This window comes from Moritella yayanosii, from assembly GCF_900465055.1.
GTDB classification, from domain to species: domain Bacteria; phylum Pseudomonadota; class Gammaproteobacteria; order Enterobacterales; family Moritellaceae; genus Moritella; species Moritella yayanosii.
Window position 1 is genome coordinate 762,521 of record NZ_LS483250.1, and the last position, 22,316, is coordinate 784,836.

At 40.7% G+C, this 22,316-nt stretch carries 14 protein-coding genes and 4 pseudogenes; 10 read left to right on the plus strand and 8 right to left on the minus strand.

The window, feature by feature from the left end; translation table 11 throughout:
* Positions 1 to 363 precede the first annotated feature (363 nt).
* On the plus strand, positions 364 to 1,230 hold the full coding sequence (locus MORIYA_RS03365; protein ID WP_112712704.1) for an AraC family transcriptional regulator: 867 nt from the start codon (positions 364 to 366) through the stop codon (positions 1,228 to 1,230).
* A 79-nt stretch (positions 1,231 to 1,309) separates the two neighbouring features.
* Here MORIYA_RS03365 and MORIYA_RS03370 read toward each other — a convergent pair whose 3' ends face one another.
* The 3 genes and pseudogenes from MORIYA_RS03370 to MORIYA_RS21565 all read right to left on the minus strand — a co-directional run.
* Positions 1,310 to 1,597, minus strand: a complete 288-nt coding sequence (locus MORIYA_RS03370; protein ID WP_112712706.1) for a type II toxin-antitoxin system RelE family toxin — start codon at positions 1,595 to 1,597, stop codon at positions 1,310 to 1,312.
* Positions 1,587 to 1,835 carry a type II toxin-antitoxin system Phd/YefM family antitoxin gene (locus tag MORIYA_RS03375; protein ID WP_112712708.1) on the minus strand — a complete coding sequence of 83 codons (249 nt, stop codon included), beginning with the start codon at positions 1,833 to 1,835 and terminating at the stop codon, positions 1,587 to 1,589. Before MORIYA_RS03375 ends, MORIYA_RS03370 begins: the two co-directional genes overlap by 11 nt.
* Before the next feature lie 539 nt (positions 1,836 to 2,374).
* Positions 2,375 to 2,542 (minus strand): annotated as a pseudogene (locus MORIYA_RS21565) (transposase); the annotation flags it as partial.
* Between the two features lie 850 nt (positions 2,543 to 3,392).
* Here MORIYA_RS21565 and MORIYA_RS21190 point away from each other — a divergent pair.
* A pseudogene (locus tag MORIYA_RS21190) lies at positions 3,393 to 3,527 on the plus strand (DUF6444 domain-containing protein); the annotation flags it as partial.
* A gap of 263 nt (positions 3,528 to 3,790) precedes the next feature.
* On the opposite strand, the pseudogene prpD reads toward MORIYA_RS21190, so the two are convergent.
* From prpD to MORIYA_RS21570, 4 genes and pseudogenes are all read right to left on the minus strand, one after another.
* Positions 3,791 to 4,216 (minus strand): annotated as a pseudogene (prpD, locus tag MORIYA_RS03390) (2-methylcitrate dehydratase); the annotation flags it as partial.
* Positions 4,217 to 4,361: 145 nt separating this feature from the next.
* Positions 4,362 to 5,777 (minus strand): annotated as a pseudogene (locus MORIYA_RS03395) (protein adenylyltransferase SelO family protein).
* A 48-nt stretch (positions 5,778 to 5,825) separates the two neighbouring features.
* Positions 5,826 to 6,473, minus strand: coding sequence for a NifU family protein (locus MORIYA_RS03400; protein ID WP_112712710.1), 648 nt, complete (start codon positions 6,471 to 6,473; stop codon positions 5,826 to 5,828).
* Positions 6,466 to 7,818, minus strand: coding sequence for a P-loop NTPase (locus MORIYA_RS21570; RefSeq protein WP_269461235.1), 1,353 nt, complete (start codon positions 7,816 to 7,818; stop codon positions 6,466 to 6,468). Before MORIYA_RS21570 ends, MORIYA_RS03400 begins: the two co-directional genes overlap by 8 nt.
* Before the next feature lie 317 nt (positions 7,819 to 8,135).
* On the opposite strand from MORIYA_RS21570, the gene MORIYA_RS03415 reads away from it, so the two are divergent.
* Positions 8,136 to 8,375, plus strand: coding sequence for a DEAD/DEAH box helicase family protein (locus tag MORIYA_RS03415; RefSeq protein ID WP_112712716.1), 240 nt, complete (start codon positions 8,136 to 8,138; stop codon positions 8,373 to 8,375).
* Between the two features lie 59 nt (positions 8,376 to 8,434).
* Here MORIYA_RS03415 and MORIYA_RS03420 read toward each other — a convergent pair whose 3' ends face one another.
* Positions 8,435 to 9,112, minus strand: a complete 678-nt coding sequence (locus MORIYA_RS03420; RefSeq protein WP_112712718.1) for a TIGR00153 family protein — start codon at positions 9,110 to 9,112, stop codon at positions 8,435 to 8,437.
* 348 nt (positions 9,113 to 9,460) lie between these two features.
* Here MORIYA_RS03420 and MORIYA_RS03425 point away from each other — a divergent pair, with 348 nt between their 5' ends.
* From MORIYA_RS03425 to MORIYA_RS03455, 7 genes are all read left to right on the plus strand, one after another.
* A complete protein-coding gene (locus MORIYA_RS03425) occupies positions 9,461 to 9,772 on the plus strand; it encodes a YebG family protein (protein ID WP_112712720.1) in 312 nt (103 codons plus the stop codon).
* A gap of 205 nt (positions 9,773 to 9,977) precedes the next feature.
* A complete protein-coding gene (gene proQ / locus MORIYA_RS03430) occupies positions 9,978 to 10,610 on the plus strand; it encodes an RNA chaperone ProQ (RefSeq protein ID WP_112712722.1) in 633 nt (210 codons plus the stop codon).
* A gap of 112 nt (positions 10,611 to 10,722) precedes the next feature.
* The gene (prc, locus tag MORIYA_RS03435) at positions 10,723 to 12,723 is read left to right on the plus strand and encodes a carboxy terminal-processing peptidase (RefSeq protein ID WP_112712724.1); all 2,001 of its coding nucleotides are present in this window, start codon (positions 10,723 to 10,725) and stop codon (positions 12,721 to 12,723) included.
* A 91-nt stretch (positions 12,724 to 12,814) separates the two neighbouring features.
* Positions 12,815 to 15,427 (plus strand): aminopeptidase N, encoded by a 2,613-nt coding sequence (pepN, locus tag MORIYA_RS03440; RefSeq protein WP_112712726.1) that lies wholly within the window; start codon positions 12,815 to 12,817, stop codon positions 15,425 to 15,427.
* Between the two features lie 263 nt (positions 15,428 to 15,690).
* Positions 15,691 to 20,541 (plus strand): NAD-glutamate dehydrogenase, encoded by a 4,851-nt coding sequence (locus MORIYA_RS03445; RefSeq protein ID WP_112712728.1) that lies wholly within the window; start codon positions 15,691 to 15,693, stop codon positions 20,539 to 20,541.
* A 90-nt stretch (positions 20,542 to 20,631) separates the two neighbouring features.
* Positions 20,632 to 21,642 (plus strand): quinone-dependent dihydroorotate dehydrogenase, encoded by a 1,011-nt coding sequence (gene pyrD / locus MORIYA_RS03450; protein WP_112712730.1) that lies wholly within the window; start codon positions 20,632 to 20,634, stop codon positions 21,640 to 21,642.
* A gap of 100 nt (positions 21,643 to 21,742) precedes the next feature.
* The gene (locus tag MORIYA_RS03455) at positions 21,743 to 22,303 is read left to right on the plus strand and encodes a cell division protein ZapC domain-containing protein (RefSeq protein ID WP_112712732.1); all 561 of its coding nucleotides are present in this window, start codon (positions 21,743 to 21,745) and stop codon (positions 22,301 to 22,303) included.
* The last annotated feature ends 13 nt before the right edge of the window (positions 22,304 to 22,316 follow it).

Sequence of the window (22,316 nt, forward strand, 5' to 3'; positions counted from 1 at the left end):
GCTGACAGTTATATTTGAATTGTAATAGAAACATGCCCCGGACATGTAGGGCTGGATAATGCATGAAAACTGAATTGCAATTCGTTACATTCAGGCGAAGCTGTGTCGGCAATCTAATGTCACTGGACAGAGGAACGAAAGTAAGACGTTTATTATCGAGCACGTGAAGGCAAAGTCTGCACGAGTGAATATATAACTGAAGAGCTGGATGCGGTAGTTCCGCACGTCTGGATCTGTGTGGGGTCGGCTCAGTAATGGGTCGCTCTACCACGATGTATGTTTTCAGTATTCAGCAACTTTGGTCAAGATAATTAAATTGATAGGTATTATTATCTAGTGGCTGAGGAGAATGGGAGTATTGAAATGGTAAAATATCAAAACAGATTTATTGAAATACTTAGTTATGTGGAAGCTAACCTTGATACAGATCTTGATGTTGAAAAACTTTGCCAATTAGCATATCTGTCAAAGTATCACTTTCACAGACAGTGCTCAGCCTTCTTTGGCATGTCTGTGATGTCACTTGTTAAACTACTTCGACTTAAAAGGGCTGCATATCAACTAGCTTATCGAAGTGAAACAAAGGTTGTTGATGTTGCACTGGCATGCGGTTATGAAAGTCATGAAGGATTTTGTAGGGCTTTCAAAAAAATATTCAATCAAAGTCCATCTGGCTTTAGTCTGGCTCCTGATTGGACTCCTTGGCATTCTAAATATGAACCAATTCTGAAACTGAGGACAAAGATCATGACTGATAAAGTTAATCTAAACGTAGAAATCGTAGAATTTCCTGAAACACTAGTAGCTACAATGGAGCACAGAGGGGCGCCAGATTTACTTGGTAATACTATAAAGAAGTTTATTGAATGGAGAAAAGAAAATCGTTTTCCACCTAGCAAGAGTAAAACATTCAATTTATTATATGATGATCCAAATGTTACCGCTCCAGATGAATATAGGTTAGATCTTTGTTGTTCTATTGAGTGCGAAGTAGAAGAGAGCCCTGAAGGTATTGTAAACAAAGTTATTCCTAAAGGAAGGTGTGCTGTTATTCGTCATATTGGTAGTGATGATTACCTTAGTGTGCTGATAAATTCCCTTTATTCTAAATGGCTTGAAGAGTCGCATTATGAATTGAGAGACTTTCCAATATTCTTAGAAAGGGTTTGCTTCTTTCCTGAATCTTCAGAAAATGAAGTAATTACAGATATTTATTTGCCAATTAAGTAACTCACATTCGTTGCAAAAGAAAAGACGCAACAAATTGCGCCAGCATTGCTCATAGCTTATGGGGGCGTTTTAAGTTTTTCTAGTTGATGCGATTCATTGCAGCAGTATATATTTTTCCTTTGTCACGTTTTCCAACAGAGATCACGGTGACCGTAACTACTGTATCATTGACTTCGTAAACTAACCGATAACCTACTTGCCTAAGCTTAATTTTATATAATTCGTTACCACCAGATAGCTTGGCGCTTTCAATATGTGGATTGCTTAAAATATCGGTTAACTTTTTCTTAAACTGTGATTGAATCGTCGCACCTAACTTTTTCCATTCTTTAAGTGCTGACTTTTTAAATTCTAACTCATAGGTCATTTAAACTAACCTTTACACTTGCTTCATTTTTACGTTGTTCAACAATCGCAAGTAGCTCTAAATCTTCAATGTAATCCATCATAAACTCATAAGTATCTGCTGGTATGCAATAAAACGCAGGTTCATTTCTATTTAATACCGCAATAGCTTCTCCGTGAGCACTCAATGCGACTTTCATAGGGTTTGCTTTAAGCTCGCTAATACTTGCAGCTGCTTCAGTTAATATTCTAGTTGTCATGCTTTACTCGGTACGCTAAAGTGGTCTCTAATTAAGGCTAGTATAAACGATGAAACTTAACAAGTCACTCAAGCAGGACAAATAACAGTTGGTTTTTGTTCCTTCGTCGCTTATTTTAACCAACTATCATTTTCCTCTTAGTGTGGCGTTGGTATGACTCCCCACGTCAAGTAAAACGCAGAGATCCTTGCTAAAAAATATAGCCATAAATTCACTTTTCTTAAATCGAGAGGCGTCGTGACACCTGTCTTCAGTCTATGCTCGTGAAATCAGCTAACTTTCATTAACTGCCATCCTAAAGCTTCCGCGTCCTGCTTTCGCCCTGTTACCTACATCCATGTAGGCAACGCCGTCGGTGGTTGTGCCACACCAGATGCTTGTTCTATACGCTAACTCAACAACTTTTATCATGCAGGCACTCTCGATAGCCGTAATTTTGGCTCTACGGGTGTCAGCACTATTTCACGCGATACCGTCCAGATATAGGCAATCATTTCCCGTGCTATTGCCGTGACAATCACGTTGTAATTTTAGCCTCGACTATTACCACACTCAGTAATAGATCCGAGATTACGGCTCCCACCACTACTATGTTCGCTAGGAACCAGCCCTAAGTAACTCATTAGTTTTCTTGGGTGATCAAATCGAGTTAAGTCACCAAGTTCTGCTACTACGCCAGTTTTTAACATGATGCTCGAGTTCATTATCGAGCCGTTTTAATCGATTCATACGCTCAGTTATTGTTTGTATTCCTGCAAAACTATTTGTTGAGCAGGGTGCGGTAGTTCCGCACGTCCGGATCTGTGTGGGGTCGGCTCAGTAATGGGTCGCTCTACCACGATGTGGCTTGCGATAAAACTAGCGTTTGAGTATATCGAAAGTTAGAAAACGTTGCTTTATTAAAAGCTACTTATTGGGTAAAATCTCAATCGATTTATTGTGGATGCAATAAAATATAATGGAAATTAAAGGATTAAAACATGGACGTACTACCTAGTACACAAAACAATACATATCGTTGAAAAACAGATGCCTGTCGATCAACTTATTATGATTATGTACAACTCTCCCTCTAAAAATACTTACAAACACTTTAAAATAGTTAATTCCCATATTAAGAATGGCATCGTTCACCAATGGAGTAAACAACCGTCCAATGTCACTACCATCCCTAATTTTAATAAAAACTATGCTGCTGTAGCTGAAATGTCACGTAATCTAAAACGTGTTGGTTATTTGGGGATCGTGCTTACAGGAGTTAATGCGATATCCAGCATACAAAAGGCCTGCACCGTTAGCGATGATGCACAATGTAGTAAACGGGTAAAGCTGCGGGTAGTATCGTTGGAGGAGTTTTTGTTGGTTCATGTCTAGTGGAGCGTTGATGGCTACATCTGCAATTATGGTCAAAGTATATGACTTATAAAAAGCAACTATAATAAGAATAAGGTGTCGCGTAGCGGACACCTTATTCGGGTGTTGAACAAGCCCGAGCCCTTCTTTATATAGTAAATAACGTGTTTGATCTTGGTGGGGTAAGTGTTCAGCAGACCCTACTTGAAAAATAAAATATATCAAACAGAGCCGCCTGAAGTCGTTAATCTTAACGAGGCTAATAAATTAATTCAGGAATTATGGCAACAACTAAGAGAATATGAAGACAGATTGGCCACATCCTCACGGGGCATAAGCGACCAATAACAGAACTTAAAGCGTCTGATGTTGTTATATCTTGCACACCTGAAACCCAGTGTAAAAGCTGTGCTTGTACCGTTGAATCTTACGATAACCGAGTTATCGACATCAAGTTTATGCGTAAACCAACCCTCTGACTACAGATCTTCACTGACCTTACCTCCAGACATTTCAAGGTAATGCCGAATATACCTAACAACAGAAAACTAAATCATGTATAGATCCACGTATTCATGCACAGGAATTTTCTCTAGCTGTCCTTGATCCAGCGATATAGCCAGAATGGCTCTTAGTAGATCAATCCGCTCATCTGAGGCCACCTTATCTTCGTAATCCGCAGCCGTCAGTCGGCCAAAAATAAGCGGCACTGCAACCATATATTGAATGCAATGATCCCGATCTGCTGGGTTATCTAATGGGCCTTTTTTATCGATAATTCGAATGCAGGCTTCATGGGTGCGAATGGTAATATTTTTGATGTCTGCGACAGATTTCCCTGATTTTAGAAGTTGACTATGTAAAGTGATTGCCGCCTCCACTGCCGTCTGAGAATGAAACTCTGCAGGAAAGGAAATTTTAAATAATACATTTTCCATTACATAGCAAGCATACGGGCGCTGGAATTTAAACGCTTGGCCCTTAAATGAAACGCCATAAAACCCCCATGTCTTAGCGCTTAATACCGATGAATTTTCTCAACACCGTGTGCAACGAACAGCCGCGTACGCTGGAATCAGCGGTACTTGGCCAGCGGAAAGCAGGTCAATAATAGGGATTATCTTTGTGGTCATTGGGCACCTGATATGGATAAATTGATTATTAACCGATAAGTCATGACGAGCAGCTATAATGCGATAATCCACCGGTTTCAAAGAACTCAAGCGGCTTCAGCCGATAGTATTTTTCTTCCACATCGATTGATTGCTCGGCATATGGCTGCGTCATTACTTCCTGCAACTCTCGCACTAGAGAGTAATTCCCTATGCTCGCTTGCTGATACGCAGGCACAACGAACCATTCTCGCAAACTATATTTTGGATTGACGAGTTTCATCTGCCTAGAAAGCTCATATTGAGAGCGAGGCCGAGCAGAATTTGCGTCGGTGGTGCTGGCGTTGAGGGATTTCCATGTTGTTAACCACTCTGACCAGCGCTTGTCCATCCCTTCGGGATCTGCGTTATATGTAGCGTTTTTGTAGAAGCTTTTTTTGAGTGGGCCAATATCGCCAGGCACCGTTGATAATTCGCGGAAGAAAATTGTGTAATCAACAGCGGTTTGCGTCATCAGCGTTTCGAGTTCGCGGAACAATCCCGTGTTAAACGTATGAAGCCCAAGTTTTTCAGCCCACATGTTCTCCATTTTTGCTTGCATCACGGTTGTAAAGTCAGTGCAAATCTCGTCGATATTTTTTATAGAATCCTGATGCGATGCCACTAGAGGCAGCAACGCCGTGCAAAACATGTGAAAGTTGCGTTCCGCTGCCATGGGCTGATTCAGGAACGGAAAGTGATGCCCACCCCCTGTCCATGGTTGGTATTGCGGGTTGAATACATCGCAAAACCCGAAGGGGCCGTAGTCGAGTGTAAAGCCTCCTGCCGCGCAGTTGTCACTGTTGAAGTTGCCTTGACAATAACCGACACGGGTCCAATTGGCTATCAATGACGTCAAGCGGTTGCGGAACTCGCGCGCGAGCAACACCACTTTTTCAGCCGTGGTGAGTGTATTGTCGATGACGTCACTGTACTCACGATCGATCAAGTGCGTGCATGTGTTCTTGTGCTAAGAACTCGCGAACACTTGAGCGCAGAACGGTGCGACCATCGGCGCCACGGCAGTATGGTGTACGTCCTCCGCCTTTTAGTTGCATTTCCCAGCGTTGACCGTTAATGACAGCCTCAAGCACAGACATTGCGCGACCGTCGCCCAACCGACCTTGCGCAACGGCTCTGGAACGTCTGTTAGGTCGCCAGAGAACATACGAACGAAATCGGCCGACTGCGCCATGCTGTCGGAAAAACCAAGTTCGCGGAAAAAGTTTTTGCTGTGCGTAACGTACTCGGGGTCTTGGATAGGGGTAGGATTGACGGGGACATAGTGCCCTGTAAATACTTGTCGTGCTGTATGGTCGACGCCGTTTCCTGTCGCATCAGGATCGCAGTTGAGCGTATCCATGAGCGAGTAGTTTGCCAGCTTTGCGAGATCGTCGAGCGTAGCGACGGTTGGAGTAGTTTGCCAGCTTTGCGAGATCGTCGAGCGTAGCGACGGTTGGAGTAGTTTGTTGGGGCAGTCGATTTATCATAGGGGCTCCTCATGGCGTGGGTAGAATGGCTGTTTTCCCGCTGCGTGGTTGGTCGTATCGACAATTTCCTCGATTTCCGGGGCGACCCTTTTCAGCATGACTTCAAATCCCTGTCGCAGTGTTATCTGAGAGGATGCACATCCCTGGCAGCCGCCGCTCATGCTGATGTAAAGTTTTCCTTGGCGGATTTCTACTATCGATATTTTGCCGCCGTGGTTAGCAATTGAACGGTTTATCTCCTTGTCCAGCAGTGCCTGAATAACAGTAATAAGCTCTGCATCTGACCTTCTTTGCATACCGGTTTGTGTGTCAGTGTGAATATACATCTCCAAGATAGCTGGCACGCCAGTCAACAGCTGTGCGCGGATGGCTGTGCCGATGGCGGCTTTTAGTCCTGACCACGAGGCGGTCGGCTCCTTGCAGATGGTCACTATGCTCTCGGCAATGAGCACGTTGGCTACGCCGGGGAGTACAAACAATTGCTCGCCTAGCGGCGAACCGGCAGCTCGTTCCTTGTTGGCGAAGAAGAAGGGGCCGCCAGGATGCAAAGTACGGCTCACGATGAACTTGCACGTGTCGGGGTCAGCGATCGAAGTCTCCGCACGAATGCTGATCGGTTGATCCGCAAGCAGGAAATCAGACATTTTCAACGCTCCTCGCCGCAGCGTCCGCGCCTAATGCACGTAGGTCGTTAAACGAATATATCCCGCTGTTATGGCCGTCGCTCCAATCGAACGTGATCGCGTAGTTGCCGACGCTCATGATCTGTCGTGGACTCACATCAGATCGTATCGTCTTTGGATCGAGCAGCTTGCGTCCGCTCATCTCCTCGATGCAGAGGGCGCAATGACATGCCAAGCGCAGGTCTCGGACGTCGAAGTCGTCGCGATGACCGTCTTCCCAGAGGATAGATAAGGTACGCGGATCGCGCCGCAGGAAACCGATCGGGGTCTTCTGTGATCCAGCAGGCCGCGCCGCGTCTTCCATCCAGCCAGGCGCGCCCTCGTCGCTGTCCCACTTCCACACAAAGGGTTTCAGCACGGTAACCGCCTCGTGCAGCTGCTCCACCAGCGCGGTGGCGATGGAGGCATACACCTTGGCGCTGACCGACGTTGGCTGGTCCGCCACGATCGGCCGACCCTCATCACCGGAGGTAACGACATCGATATCGAGAGGTAAGGCACCCAAGAAGGGGACGTCGAGCTCTTTGCTCATCTGCTCGCCACCGCCGTGACGGAAGATATCCGTGTTCTCGCCGCAGTGAGGGCAGGTAAATGTGCGCATGTTCTCGATGATGCCAAGGATATTGACCTGAACCTTCTCGAACATCCGCAAGCCTCGGCGGGCGATCTTTAGGCTCACGGCCTGTGGTGTTGTCACGATAACCACGCCCGACAGCGGCATACTCTGTGCCAGCGTCAATTGGGTGTCGCCGGTACCGGGCGGGAGGTCGAGAATCAAATAGTCCAGCGATCCCCATTGCACGCCGCCGACGAACATATTCAGATATTTTCCTACCATCGGCCCACGCAAGACGGCCGGGTCGTCGTCTCCGGTGAGCATGGCCATCGATACAACTTTCAGACCGTGCCGCAGTGCAGGGATCATCTTGCCATCCGGGGTCATCAACGGCGGTTTATCTGTTTCGATACCGAGCATACCGGGAATACTTGGTCCAAGGATGTCTGCATCTACGATTCCTACACGCGCCCCGAGTTGTTGTAGCGCGAGCGCCAGATTGACGCTCACTGTAGACTTTCCGACGCCGCCCTTGCCGCTGCCGACAGCAATTATATGACGTATTCCGGGCATCCTTTCAGCGCTAACGGCCGATTGGGGTGACGCGTTTGGCGTTTGGCGTTGATTATGGTCAGTAGTGTGCATGGCTAAATTCCTGATATTTTTAATTAACGGTGGAGCAGATAACGGGGAGCTCTTCCGCCAGAAAAACAACCAATCCCAATTTTTGTGCCTATTACGAATTTTCAAAATACCTCCGCCGCATGCGCCTGTTCATCGGCATGGTAGTGGCGCACGGATCTTGGTGATGGATGGCCAACAACGTGTGAGTTCAATTTGATTAACTTCAGCTGTTCGATACGTTATCTTCTACAAAAATGGCGTTAATCGGGCACACTGGTTAGAAATCGACGTAAAATACATTGGTCACATACTCAATATCAAACCGTGTGGCGGCGAGTGGATCATCCTTCGCCATACTTTCAGTAATGCGAACCATACCCTTTAAAGTATAAGCACTAAGCCGTTCCTGTCCAGCTGTGGCTTAGTGCAATAACGCTAAGCCTGTGAACACCAAGGGGCAACCGCTAAATCAAATTGAATTCTTTGGTATATTGAGACCTGAGCAGCAGAATGCTGTCGATGTCATGGCTGCACATGATACGGGTATTTTGCACGCGCCAACTGCTTTTGGGAAAACGGTTGCCGCTATTGGCTTAATCGCTAAACGACGTTCCCATTGCGTTGGCAATGTCGTTAGCGCCAATACCCTAGGTCATAAAAAAGCCGACCCCAGCAGCAAATAAAACAAGAATTGTTCCGTAACTCGTGAGTATGTCCATTTCCAGTTACCTTGTATTATCTTTTATCGGGCTAGCATAATCTCCAAACGTGCACCAACACGTTCAGCCAAATCGGCAAGTCCGCCTACCCATTCGATGATTTGGTATAAAAATATCACATCAACAGGATCTAAGTTTTTTTCTAGTGATAATAAAGAACGTCGTAATTTAATTTGCAGAGAATCAGTGTCGTCTTCAATTTTATCGAGTTGATAGATCATCTTTTCGACCAGATCAACTTCACGACCTTTAAAGCCGGTTTCTAATAACTCATCAAGTTCATTGATCGCATCCGCCGCTTTATCGGTAGCATCGAGACAGACGTTTAAGAATTCAATAAAGGGTTTGGATATTTCATCAGGGATGTGTAATTTACGGCCAATTACCCGGCCAGCAATATCTTTGGCCTTGTTGGCAATTTTGTCTTGTTGAGTAACGAGTTCCAGCACATCAGAACGTTGCACTGGCATGAAGATATTTTTGGATAATCCGAGGCGAATTTCGCGCTTTAGCTTATCCGCTTCTTTTTCCAATTCAGAGATTTGTTTGCGGATCTCTTCTGCTTTGTCCCAGTTGTTCTCGATACAAGCTTGGAAAAACGGTTTTAAATGATTGCTACAGTTGGCCACCAGCCGAATATGTTGTTCGAGTGGTTTCAGAGGCGATTTAGCAAACATATTCAGTATTAAATTTCTTGCCATAATTTAATCCTTTGAAGTATTGGCCTAAAAATGACTGCGAACTAAAACTTTGATTCAAATATTAAGTGCATAAATCAGAGGTTATAGATTAAGGTTGATCAAAAATATTTTTGGTTAACCTTAAGTAATTAATTTACACCATAAATGCAAAAATGACGATAGTGTGTAACCTTTTTATATGAATTTTCCTTAATAATGGTAACTCACGAAATCTTATCCAAAATCTTTATGGATAATGGTATAGATGCAGACCGCATATAATTAGATTAAATAATTATCAATCACTTGAATAAATCAGAAATACTAAATACACTGTCATAATATACAGTGTATTTAGAGGGTGGGCTCATGGCCGTAATAGTTAAGTATGTAGTTGAACGAAATGGTGTGGAAAAAATGACGTTTACAAGTAAAAAAGAAGCTGATACATACGATAAAATGTTAGATGTAGCCGATGGTCTTACTGACTTGATCAGTTCATCATCACTTGATATGGATGATCGTCTTACTGAAGAGTTATCATTATATTTGGCACAAAACAGTGCATCACTACAGATAATATTGAAGGGTGGTAAATTAAAAACGCCTGAAGTGAGCAAAGAAAAGACACCAAAATCGAAAAAGGTGTCCAAAAGCACGGTAGAAAAAGAAGCGGCTTAATCTTTCATACGATTAAATATTGTTTGTCAAAGCATGAAAAACCACCGGTGTGGTTATTTTTCAACACCTTTTAGGGTGAAGTTAACGGATTAAAGATAGCATTTAATTGCAATCGCTCTATAATAGCGATAAATTTTATACATGCGATATAGCAAGATTACGGTTTTGTTATATCTGAACAATTAGAAGTAATTTAAGGTCATTCATGGAAAACATTGAAAAGCTAAAAAATAGCAAAGAAGTTATCGCTTATTTGGTAGAAATATTCCCAAAATGTTTCACTGCAAAGGGCGAAGCTAAACCGCTAAAAATTGGCATTTTTCAAGATCTGGCTGAGCGTCTTAAAGAAGACCCTAAAGTTAGTAAAACATTATTACGTACGGCTCTTCGTCAGTATACTGCAAGCTGGCGTTACCTTCACGGCGCGAAAAAAGATGCTGTACGAGTTGACTTAGATGGCAACGACGCAGGTGTTTTAGATGCTGAGCACATCGAGCATGCACAAAAAACACTTGAAGAAAGTAAAACCAAATTTTTCGCTGAACGTAATAAGAAAAATGCAGAACAGAAGGCCAACGCTGAAAAGAAAAAGCCTACTGTTAAACAAGCGCCTAAAAAAGTAGTTAAAAAATCTGCGCCTAAAGCGGATCAAAAACCTACGATTAAAGTTGAACGTCCAGTAAATGAGTCGGAACTTAAATCAGGCCAATCTGTCAAAGTTGTAGTTGGTAAAGCACCGGTACAAGCAACTATTGTTGAAGTATCTAAAGATAGTGTTCAAGTTGAACTACTATCTGGACTTTCTCTAAAAGTAAAAAGAGAGCACCTATTTGTATAAGCAATAAGCGTGTTCTAAATTTTTAGTAGTTGAGTGTTAGCTAAATATATGAAAATGAGCTAGTACTTGACTATTATTAATTTAGCGTTACTTATTCTCAAAAGGATTTTTAATGAAAAAAGTTTTAACACGAACTTTTATCAGTGCTTCGGTACTATTAGCCACATATGCGCACGCATTTGAACCTGCTATATCAATTAAAGAACTCCCTACATTAAAGCAAGAAGCTCAGCATTCTGAAGCCAGTAAACGTCTCGTTAATCTTTTCACGCGTTCTCATTATAAATCGGTTGTTTTTGATGATACTTTTGCGGTTGAAGTTTTTGACCGTTATTTAAAACAGCTTGATGCTTATCGTACAATTTTTTTGCAGAGTGATATAGATAACTTTAAAAAGTATGCGCTGTCGTTCAAGAAAGATTTCCGTCAGGGTCGTCTTGCACCTGCTTATGATATTTATACTGTGGGCTTACAACGTCGTTATGAACGATTTGCCTTTGCATTATCCTTACTTGACACTGAAATTAAATTCGATACAGATGACGAATATTATTTCGACACAGCTGAATCAGAATGGGCTAGAACGACAGCACAACTTGATGAACTATGGCGTCAGAAGGTTAAGTACGAAGCACTTAATTTAAAGTTAACCGGTAAAGACTGGCCCGAGATAAAAAAATTACTGCATAAGCGTTATGATACTGCAATCAAACGGTTAAAACAGACACAAAGTGAAGATGTTTTCCAAACATTGATGAACTCGTATGCACGGAGTATCGAGCCGCACACGTCCTACTTATCACCACGTAGTGCTGATCGTTTCAAAACAGAAATGAACCTTTCTTTAGAAGGTATTGGTGCTGTACTGCAAACTATTGATGATTACACCGTGATCCGCTCTTTAGTCGCTGGTGGACCGGCAGACGCAACAAAACAATTAAAAGCTGAAGATAAAATTGTTGGTGTCGCACAAGACGATCAAACAATTGTTGATATTGTCGGTTGGCGTCTAGATGATGTCGTTGATAAGATTAAGGGCCCTAAAGGTACCAAAGTACGTCTTGAGATTGTGCGTGGTGAAGGTGCAAGTGCCAAGCACAAAATTGTGGAAATAATTCGTGACAAAGTACGTCTAGAAGACCGAGCTGCAAAATCCAAAATTATTGATGTTAATGGTGAGAAGGTTGGTGTTATCGAAATTCCAAGCTTCTACGATGGTCTAACTAAAAATGTGCTTACTGAAATAACTAAGCTAAAAAAAGACCAGGTTAGCTCTATTATTATCGATTTACGTGATAATGGTGGCGGCGCTTTAAAAGAAGCAAACTTGCTTTCAGGATTATTCTTTGATTCAGGTCCAACTGTACAAGTGCGTGATGCCAGAGATAAAGTTAATGTATTAGAAGACCGTGATGGCAAAACTTACTACGATGGCCCGCTTGTCGTATTAGTTAACCGTTATAGTGCTTCTGCATCTGAAATTTTTGCCGCGGCATTACAAGATTATGGTCGAGCATTAGTTGTGGGAGAACAAACATTTGGTAAAGGTACTGTTCAGCAGCATAGAACCTTAGCGCGTTTATATGATCTATACGACAAACCTATTGGTAGTGTGCAGTATACGATCTCTAAATTTTACCGCATTAATGGTGGTAGTACTCAGCTACGCGGTGTGCTGCCTGATATTACCTTTCCATCGGCTGTAAAGCCAGAAGACACGGGTGAATCAATTGAAGAGAATGCATTGGCTTGGGATAAAATCCATAAGGCAAATTACCAGCAATCGCTGGCTCTGCAATCAATACTTAATAGTTTGACACTAAAACATAATAAACGTGTTGCAGTAAACCCTGAATTTAGTTATATCCAAGAAGATATTATTAAATATAAACAAGAACTTGATGTCAAAACCATTTCTTTAAAAGAATCTGTGCGTATGAAAGATCGTGAAAAGAACGAAGCAATTCGTTTAAATCGTTTAAATGAACGCTTAGAACGCAAGGCATTACCTGCGGTAAAATCGTTAGATGACAAACCTGAAGATTTTGAATTTGACGATGCATTCCTGTTAGAAACAGCCAACATAGCCATTGATTTAAGCAAATCTAGCTAAACCACTTCTATTTTTACTCCAAGTGCAGCGGGCAGCTGCACTTTTTTTTCTCTATTTTACGTCTCTATCCGTCGATAGATTAGGACTATAAATGACAATTACGCCTAATGCTAAGTATTTAAAAGACTATACAGCACCAAATTATTTTATTGATAATATCGATCTCGACTTTAATCTCGATGATCGTAAAACTAAAGTTGTTGCTATTAATAAAGTACGTCGTAGTGGTAGCCATAATGATCCGCTTATATTAGATGGTGTAGACCTAACGTTACTGGTAGTTTCTATCGATGGTCATCAAATTGATAATTACTTAGTTAAAGATAACCAACTGATCATTTCTGATTTACCTTCTGAATGTGTATTAATCATTGAGACCGAGATTAACCCTCTGGAAAACACCAGTTTAGAAGGCCTCTATAAATCAGCTGACGCATTCTGTACACAGTGTGAGTCTGAAGGTTTCCGCAAAATCACCTATTATCTCGACCGGCCAGATGTGCTGGCTGTTTTTAGCACCAAGATCACGGCTGATAAAGCAGCATTCCCATATTTATTATCTAATGGTAATTGTATTGATCGTGGTGAATTAGATAATGGCCGTCATTGGGTACAATGGCGTGACCCTTATCCGAAACCCGCGTATCTGTTTGCTTTGGTGGCGGGCGACTTTGATGTATTAAGCGATAATTACATGACGACGTCTGGGCGTGATGTGAAGCTAGAATTATTTGTAGATAAGGGCAACTTATCGCGTGGTCATCATGCTATTGAATCATTGAAAAAGTCAATGAAGTGGGATGAAGATCGTTTCGGTTTAGAATACGATCTGGATGTCTACATGATTGTTGCTGTTGATTTCTTCAACATGGGCGCAATGGAAAATAAAGGCCTTAACGTATTCAATTCTAAGTATGTATTAGCGGATGCGGCAAGTGCTACTGATGTTGATTACTTAGGTATTGAAGCGGTAATTGGTCATGAATATTTCCATAACTGGACGGGTAATCGCATTACTTGTCGAGATTGGTTCCAGTTAAGCCTAAAAGAAGGCTTAACTGTATTCAGGGACCAAGAATTCAGTTCTGATCTTGGGTCTCGTGCCGTTAATCGTATTCAAAACGTTAAAGTGTTACGTTCAGCACAATTCCCTGAAGATGCAGGCCCGATGGCACACCCAATTCGTCCGGCCTCAGTCATTGAAATGAATAACTTCTATACCGCGACTGTGTATAATAAAGGTGCTGAAGTTATTCGTATGATCCACACGTTATTAGGTGAAGCTAACTTCCGTGCGGGTATGGATCTATACTTTAAACGTCATGACGGACAAGCTGTTACTTGCGATGATTTTGTCGCATCCATGCAAGATGCATCAGGTATCGATCTGACACTCTTTAAGAATTGGTATTCGCAGTCGGGTACACCGCAAGTCACGGTTACTGATCATTACGATGCACAAAATAACACTTATACCTTATCAATGCAGCAGCATACCCCAAGTACTGCTGACCAAAAGGTAAAGCAAGTCCTACATATCCCCGTTGATATTGAATTACTTGACGAGCAGGGCAACAACATTGCTTTAACCTGTGAAGGTAAACCTGTTCATCATGTATTGAACCTTATCGAAAAACAGCAAGACTTTGTATTTGATAATGTCATGTCACCACCAGTACCCAGCCTATTTAGAGAGTTCTCCGCGCCGATTAAGCTTAATTATGCTTATACCAATGAACAACTGGCTATGCTAATGGTGCATGCAAGTAATGATTTTGCGCGTTGGGATGCTTCACAGTTATTAATTAATAAACATGTGATTGAAAATGTTGCACGTGTTGGTGATAAGCAGGAACTGGTATTGCCAGCCACATTTGGTCAAGCTTTTCGTGACTTAGTTGATAACGAACAGTTAGACCCAGCTTTAAAAGCAGAGATGCTCCAGTTCCCATCAACAAATAGCTTGATGGGTTTGTTTGATGAGGTCGATGTTGATGCTTTGTTAACAGTAACTGGTTTTATTAAGTCTCAAATTGCCGTAAATGTTGCGCCTTTATGTAGTGTTATTTATGCCAATATGCCAATACGAACTTATCAAATAGCGCACGATCATATTGCATTACGTTCATTAAAAAATGTATGTCTTGAGTATATGGCATTGGCGGATGTTACTGGTGTTAATGAATTGGTGTTAGGTCAATTTGAACAATCAGACAATATGACCGATACCATGGGCGCGATCAGTGCTGCCAATAAAGCTCAACTGCCTTGCTTTAAAACCATGATGTCTGCATTTGAAATAACTTGGTCGCATGATGGTTTAGTCATGGATAAATGGTTTGTGCAAATTGGCGTTAGTCCGAGTGAAAACTGTCTGACGGTTGTCAAAGAAACCCTAGAACATGGTAGCTTTTCTTTAGCTAATCCGAATCGAACACGTTCATTAATAGGTAGTTTTTCTGCGCTTAACACCAAAGCCTTCCATGCCATTGACGGTAGTGGTTATGTTTTTCTAACGGACATTCTGTGTAAACTGAACAGCAGTAATCCACAAGTTGCATCGCGATTAATCACGCCGCTTATTGAATTTAAGAAATTTGATTCAACACGCCAAGCATTAATGCAAGCACAATTGATCAGACTCAGTAAAATTGATGCTTTAGCAGCCGACTTATTTGAAAAAATAGATCGAGCTTTAGCTTAACCTTTTCCACTGAACAACTAATTTAACAGTAAGTTAACGTTTGTTTTTATAAAAAGTGGGTATTTTTAGCTTTTTTGGCGACATGTACCTACTTTGAGTAATTATGCAATGTTTTATTCTTAAAGACCTGTATATATCTTTCTATCTTGTTGCCTCTGTAGCATTTTTATTACAAATATTAATGTTAGAATGCCCGCTTGAAACTCCTCATAAGTTACTTTTTTAGCTAGACTTAATAAACCAAGATTTAAAGGATTGCTAGTATGTTGAATAAAACGCCTATTCCCGTGTTACTGGAAAACGTAATCAGCCTTGTAAAGACCAAAGTAGATGCGAAAAGCAATACTTTAGTCGAGCAGTTTGTTACTGCATTATATGCTGGAATGAGGCAAGAAGATCTCTCTTCGCGTAGTGATAGTGATCTGTATTGTGCTGCAATTAGTTTGTGGAACAGACTAAACAGCAGTAATAATAGCGGCCCTGATATTTGTGTTTACAATCCAGAAATCAGTCTTAATGGTTGGCAATCAACACATACGATTGTTGAAATTATTGTACCTGATTCACCTTTCTTGACTGAATCTGTAATGATGGCGTTATCTCGACTTGGCGTAATTTCACATTTGATGCTACATCAGCCAATTGCGTTGAAACGAGATGATAACGGTCGTGTAAACAAAATTCTAACAAATCTTAAGAATGCTAAAAATTACACCACTGAAACAGTATTTTTAATTGAAATCGATCGTCAAACAGAAAGCCGCAAATTAGATGCGATTAGTGCAGAGTTAAACTCTGTTTTAAATGAAGTTGCTTTAGCTGTAGGTGATTGGTCTCCAATGCAAGATAAATTAACCTCTGTCATTGAGATGTTATCTTCGCGACCTAAACAAAAAGGTATCGATTATTCTGATACGATTAAATTTTTAAAATGGTTGGGGGATCATAATTTCACTTTACTTGGTTACCGTCACTATGACATTGAACCGGTGAAGGGTGATTACGTGATTACACCGGATTGTGATTCAAGTTTGGGGATCATGAAGAACTCGGTAAATAATAAAGGTTATGGTTTATCTAATTTATCGACCGATGCAAGACGTGAAGTACTGTCACAAAATACGCTTCTCTTAACGAAGAGTGATGCTAAATCACGTGTACACAGACCGGCTAACATCGATTATGTCGGCATTAAACTATTTGATGAAAATAACAAGGTTATCGGTGAAGAGCGTTTCATTGGTTTGTATGCATCATCTATTTATAACAGTAGCGCAATTGATATTCCACTGATCAGTGACAAGATTAAACGTGTACTTATTGCGTCTGGCTATAATGCTGCAACGCACTCATATAAAGCGTTATTAAATATTTTAGAAACATACCCTCGTGATGAAATTATTCAATCTAGCGAAGCTGATATTTTGCATTGTGCGCTGGGTGTTTTAAATATGCAGGATCGTGACCAAGTTAAACTTTTTGTACGTAAAGATTTATTTGGTCGTTATTATTCTTGTATGGTATATGTTACTAAAGAGCGATACAACACACTATTACGTGAAAAAACGCAGCAAGTATTGGCTGACTACTTAGGCAGTGATAAAGAAGTAGAGTTTAATACTTATTTCTCTGAAGGTAATATGGCTAGAACACATTATCTTGTGCATGTTGATCAGAATGATAAAGAAATGAAAGTGAATATTTCCGATATTGAACAAAATATAACTGAAGCCGCTAAGTCTTGGAATGATAAATTTAAAACAGCGATTGTAAGCCACTATGGCGAAGAAAAAGGGCGTTATTTATCAGAGCGGTACGGGCATGCTTTCCCCCAGTCATACAAAGAGCATGTGCTACCAAACTCTGCTGTGGCAGATGTTATTAAACTAGAAAAATTATCGGCTGATCATAAACTTGAAATGATTTTCTATCGTGCGCAAGAAGAGCAGTATGACTCTAATCACGTACGCTTAAAGCTATTTCATAAAGATCATCCAATTCATTTATCCGATGTCTTACCTATGTTAGAAAACATGGGTCTGAAAGTACTGGGTGAAACTCCGTTTAAAGTGAAAACGGCTGACGGTACGGAATATTGGGTACTTGATTTCACTATGCTTTACACGGGTGAAAACGTACTAGATACGACAAAACGTAGTGCTGACTTTATGTCTACGTTCCATCAAGTATGGGAAAAGCGTTTAGAAAATGATGGTTTTAATAAATTAGTATTAAAGACTAATCTTGCTGGCCGTCAAATCTCAGTATTACGAGCTTACGCAAAATACATGCGTCAAATCGGTAACAATTTTAGTCAAACGTATATTGAAAATACACTGACGTCGTTACCTGAATTAGCGAATAGCTTGTATTGCTATTTCCATCAAAAATTTGCAATGGACCAAGGTGAAATTGATAGCTTAGACATCATCGCTAACTTTGAAACTAAACTTGAGGACGTTCATAATTTAGATGACGACCGTATTATTCGCCGTTTCATCGATTTAATTACGGCTACATCGCGTACTAACTTTTATCAAATTGATCCGAGTCTAAAAACAGCAGATCAAAGCAAAGCATATATATCGTTTAAATTTGAATCATCATTGATTCCGGATATGCCATTACCATTACCAAAATTTGAGGTGTTTGTATATTCACCACAAGTTGAAGGTGTTCATTTACGTGGTGGTAAAGTTGCCCGTGGTGGTTTACGTTGGTCAGATCGTCGCGAAGATTTCAGAACCGAAGTTCTTGGTCTTGTAAAAGCACAACAAGTTAAAAATACTGTCATCGTACCTGTGGGTGCAAAAGGCGGTTTTGTTTGTAAAGAAATTCAACCAAGCCATACTCGTGATGAAATATTCAATATTGGTAAACAATGCTACCGCACATTCATCCGTGGTTTACTTGATATAACAGATAACATCGTTGACGGTGAACTTGTTCATCCGCAAAACGTACGCTTTTATGATGAAGATGATTCATACTTGGTTGTTGCCGCAGATAAAGGTACCGCTACGTTCTCTGATATCGCCAATGAGATCAGTGCTGAGTACAACTTCTGGCTGGGTGATGCTTTTGCATCGGGCGGTTCAGTGGGTTATGACCATAAAAAAATGGGGATTACCGCTAAAGGTGCTTGGGAATCGGTTAAACGTCACTTCCGTGAAATGGGCATTAATTGTCAAGAAGAAGAGTTCACTTGTATTGCTATCGGTGACATGGCAGGTGATGTATTTGGTAACGGTATGTTGTTATCAAAAAGTACTAAGTTAATCGCAGCATTTAATCACATGCATATCTTTATTGACCCTACTCCTGACTGTGCGACAAGTTTTGAAGAACGTAAACGTCTATTTAATCTGCCACGTTCAAGCTGGTCTGATTATGATCGTTCTATTATGTCTAAGGGTAGTGGTATCTTCTTACGTTCAGCAAAAGCAATTACGTTGACATCTGAAATTAAAAAGATGCTGGGTACCAATGTATCATTAATGACGCCGACAGATTTAATTAAAGCTATCTTAACATCACAAGCAGATTTACTGTGGAATGGTGGTATCGGAACCTATGTTAAAGCAATCACTGAGACAAACAACGATGTTGGCGATCGAGCGAATGATCATGTTCGTATCAACGGTAATGAGCTTAACGTTAAGATTGTCGGCGAGGGTGGTAACTTAGGTTGTACACAACTCGGCCGTATTGAATATGCTAAAAACGGTGGTCGTATTAACAGTGATTTTATTGATAATGTGGGTGGCGTAGATTGCTCTGATAATGAAGTAAATATAAAGATCTTACTTAATAGCATTGTGAGTAATGGCGATTTAACACGTAAACAGCGTAATGAGCTACTTTATTCGATGACAGATGAAGTATCTAAAATTGTACTCAATAATGCTTATAAGCAAACATTGTCAGTATCAGTCACTCAAACACGTGCTCCAGAACAATTGAAAGAACAGATTCGCTTTATGCAATTGCTTGAGCGCAGTGGGAAACTAAACCGTCAACTTGAGTTTTTACCAAATGAAGATGAGTTGGCGGAACGTTTAGCTAAGAATGAAGGTTTAACACGTCCAGAGCTTTCAGTACTGCTTGCTTACGCTAAAATGCAATTGAAAGAACAATTGAATTGTCCTGAAGTATATGAAGATGAATTCTTATCTAAACTGCTAATTACCGCGTTCCCGGAGTTGTTACAAGATAGATACAAAGATCAAATGCAACTTCACCCACTGAAAAATGAAATCATTGCAACGCAACTTGCGAATGAAATTATTAATGACATGGGGTTGAATTTTGTTGGTCGTATGCAAGATGAAACGGGTTCTACAGTGGTTGAAATCGCGAAATGTTTTATTATTAGCAAAAATGTTATTGGCATGGCAAACATGTGGGATGTTGTTACAGGATTAGATAATAAACTTGATTCTGAAACACAATTAGACATGTTATTTGAAAGCCGCCGTTATATTCGTCGTGCCACATGTTGGTTAGTTCGTTACCGTGACCGTAATATGAGCATTGCCGATACAATCGCGTTCTATAAACCTATCTACGATGGTATGAAAGAAAACACAGCTCAGGTGTTAGTTGATGCAGACAAAGAAAAACAAAAAAAACGTATTGACGACTTAGTTGAGAAGTCTGTACCGAGTGACATTGCAAACGAAATTATACATCAAAATACGCTTTTTTCGACGTTTGATATTGCAGATGTTTGTAAACAGCATCAAGTACCAATGTCATTAGTACAGCATATTTTCTTTGCATTAGGTAATAAACTGCAGTTACATGATTTTATGCATCAAATTAACTTGCAACCTGTTGCGAACCATTGGCAGGCGCTTGCAAGATCCGCATTCCGTGAAGAGCTGGCGTTACAACAACGTAGCTTAACATCAGTGGTGTTATCTACTTGTTCATCAACAGGTAAATGCGATATAATCATAGGCGAATGGTTAGCTGATCATGATGCGCTGGTTATTCGCTGGCTGCAAATGTTGGCTGATTTTAATATGAGTTCTTCGCATGAGTTTGCTAAATTTTCAGTCGTATTACGAGAATTGAATTTACTTCACCTAAGCTGCCGAAATGCCAGCTAAACGGTAAATTGATGTTTGCGTACGCACTCAATTAAAATGATTTAATTATGAAGCACTGTGGATACAGTGCTTTTTTATGAGGAATATAAAATGTTATATCGTATTTTACGTGAATTTTTGTTTATGCAAGACCCAGAAGTAGTACATGAAATGACAATCAAAGGGTTAAAATTAACGGGCTCTACTCCTTTAAGTTGCTTATATACGCAGAAATTACCGAGTAAACCAGTGACCGTAATGGGTCTGACGTTTGATAATCCAGTAGGTTTAGCTGCAGGTATGGATAAAAATGGTGAAAGTATTGATGCATTTGCTGCAATGGGATTTGGTTTTATCGAAGTCGGCACAGTAACACCACTGCCACAATCTGGTAATGAAAAACCGCGTATATTTCGAATTACACAAGCGGAAGCGATTATTAATCGCATGGGCTTTAACAATGCAGGTGTTGACGCACTTGTTGAGAATGTCAAAAAATCGAACTATAAAGGTATCTTAGGTATTAACATTGGTAAAAATAAAGATACACCAATCGAAAAGGGCAATGAAGATTACCTGATTTGCATGGATAAGGTTTACCAATATGCATCTTATATCACCATTAATATCTCATCACCAAATACCCCTGGATTACGTACACTGCAGTATGGTGAAGCGCTTGATGGTTTATTAAGTTGCCTTAAAAAACGTCAGGCTGAATTAACTAAAACGCACGAGAAATACGTACCATTGGCGGTTAAAATTGCACCCGATTTAACCGATGAAGAGTTGGCTCAAGTTGCTAAGTCATTAGTTAAATATAAAATGGATGGTGTAATTGCAACTAATACCACACTAGATAGAACATTGGTACATGATATGTCACATGCTAGCGAGGCGGGTGGTTTAAGTGGTCGTCCGCTACAGCACGCGAGTACTGAGATCGTACGTAAGTTAGCAGTATTGCTTGATGGTCAACTACCTATCATAGGTGTTGGCGGTATTGATTCTGTTGTAGCGGCAAAAGAAAAGTTTGTTGCAGGTGCCGAATTAGTACAAGTGTACAGCGGATTTATTTATAAAGGTCCTAAATTAGTTAAAAATATCGTCAAAAGTCTGTAACTTTTAACTTGGTTTTAGTCTGTTTTTCTGATATGGCTATTTACTTATGGATCAGCTGACGTTACACTAGTGGGTAGTTAATTACACTATTGGTATCAGGATGTTACTAGAACCAAGCAACAAATGGTATTGGCACTATGACTGCGCAAGTCAATTCATCGTTATTCAATTATCTGATGGACTTGCGATGACTTGCCATTTAGATAAACGCAATATGAATAATCTGTGCAAAGGCCGTATTAACTTTTGCGCAGAAGACTCTAGCTATTATTACTATTTCTTAGAATCGCTCACAGATTTAGACTTTAACGTGCCTGAAAAAGTTCAAATAGCATTAAATGCGGTGACTAATTTACGTTTCCAAAAAGTGAAAATGCCGCAAAGCTGGTTCTTTGACTATAACAATTCGGATGTATCGTTTAGTACTGGCGATATTATCACCTTGTCTTCAAAAGGACAAAATATTCAGTTTGTGATTCTTGAAGCCGATGAGCTTGTCTCTACGTGTATGCTGCTAGAAGATACTGTGCAACTTTCTGATATTAAAAAATTAGCTAGATTTGATGTTATTCGTGTTATGAACGACCGCGTTCAGTTACGCAATACAGTGGCAAAAAAATTAGCTGATGATTCATTTTCCTACGTTCAGATCATGGCATAACGTAATCTATCAA